The 1,321-nt window shown below is 33.2% G+C and carries 2 protein-coding genes; both read left to right on the top strand.

The features are described from left to right. Positions 1-9: 9 nt before the first annotated feature. Positions 10-432: a hypothetical protein gene (locus tag Q384_RS12770; protein WP_156956561.1), complete on the top strand. Its 423-nt coding sequence runs from the start codon at positions 10-12 to the stop codon at positions 430-432. Between the two features lie 107 nt (positions 433-539). Then, positions 540-1,321 (top strand): hypothetical protein (locus Q384_RS11010; protein WP_037588142.1); only part of this gene is annotated, 782 nt, incomplete at its 3' end.

The raw sequence follows: 1,321 nt of genomic DNA, 5'->3' as shown, positions 1-1,321 counted from the left end.
TTGGGCCCTGTGGGTGATGCTGCCAAAAAAATTCATCAAGCTGAAAAAGCCTATGAAGCCGCGGCTGCTACTAAAAATGTAGCGGGTATGAAAGCTGCAATGCAGCAAGCGGCAGATGTAAAAAGAACCAGTGATTTCACCAATAAATACGGTGGTGCATTATCTAATCAATGGGTGATTGGTGGTGCGGTGCATTGGATGAATCCGGTAACAGGCAATCTTGAAAAAATACCGGGTAACGCTTCTGTATCAGTAGATCATATCTTGCCGCAGAATTATATTAAAAATCTTGAGGGTTTTGATAAATTACCCGTAGATATACAGAAAAGCTTAATCAATGATTCCAATAATTTACAACCAATGATTCATTCAGCTAATTGTTCTAAAGGTTGCAAGGTTGAATTTATTGATGGCAGAGGCTGGCAAACATGAAAAGGAGAACCAATAAGTCCTGTATATTCTGCATATTTAAATGCGGCTCAAATTAAAATGCAAAATAAAATAAATGCCCAAATAAAATTATTAGAAAAGAATAAAAAATGATGAAAGAAATACTTTTTAATTATGAGAAAGCACAAGAAGAATTTGATTATATTGTATCCAATATAAACCAAGTTGGTAAAAAAGAACTGGATTACATCAATGATGAAGATGCTTATTGGCAATCTGATCTAAATATTTTAGAAGCAGGGGGAAAAGATTTCTTGCTTGAGCCATTACAAACATTGCAACCGTTGAGTTATGCTGTTTTATCTGAATACGCATCTGAATATTATGTTGGTTTTCAGTGGTTTAATATGCCTCCTATTCCTACTGTACCGATTAATACTATGTACCATTTTGGTTTTTTATTAGTAAAAAATAGGTTGATATGGGTTAATTATAAAGATTGCATATCAGCAGATTATTTAAAATGTTTTCCAAAAAATATTCTAGATTCATGGTTTAAGAATAGCCGTTCATGGGGAGTATCTAGTACGATTTCACCAGTTAATTTAAGGTTGTTATTATCTGGCTTTGGTGGAGCTAGTGCTTTTATATATTATCTCCCAATTGTTGATAAAAACTGGAAAAGAAATATTTTACCAGTCTTAAAGGAAAAGATTCCTGATCTATATAATGGAGACTATCCAAAATTACGTTGTTTTTTAGATAGTAGATTGCCAGAATCTAAAGAAATAATTGGAGATCAACTTTATATTGTTGCAAGAGGTGTTTCCCAAAAGATTTACTGGGTAAAAGATTTCGATTTTATCAATATTCATTATTTAGAAAATCCCGCCGAAGCCTTAGACGCTTATTGTGCCCATACTTTATTACA

The organism is Stenoxybacter acetivorans DSM 19021, assembly GCF_000745895.1.
In the GTDB taxonomy this organism is placed as follows: Bacteria; Pseudomonadota; Gammaproteobacteria; order Burkholderiales; family Neisseriaceae; genus Stenoxybacter; species Stenoxybacter acetivorans.
The sequence above is the reverse complement of the archived record's forward strand: the minus strand, read 5'-3'. Positions and strand labels throughout refer to the sequence as shown.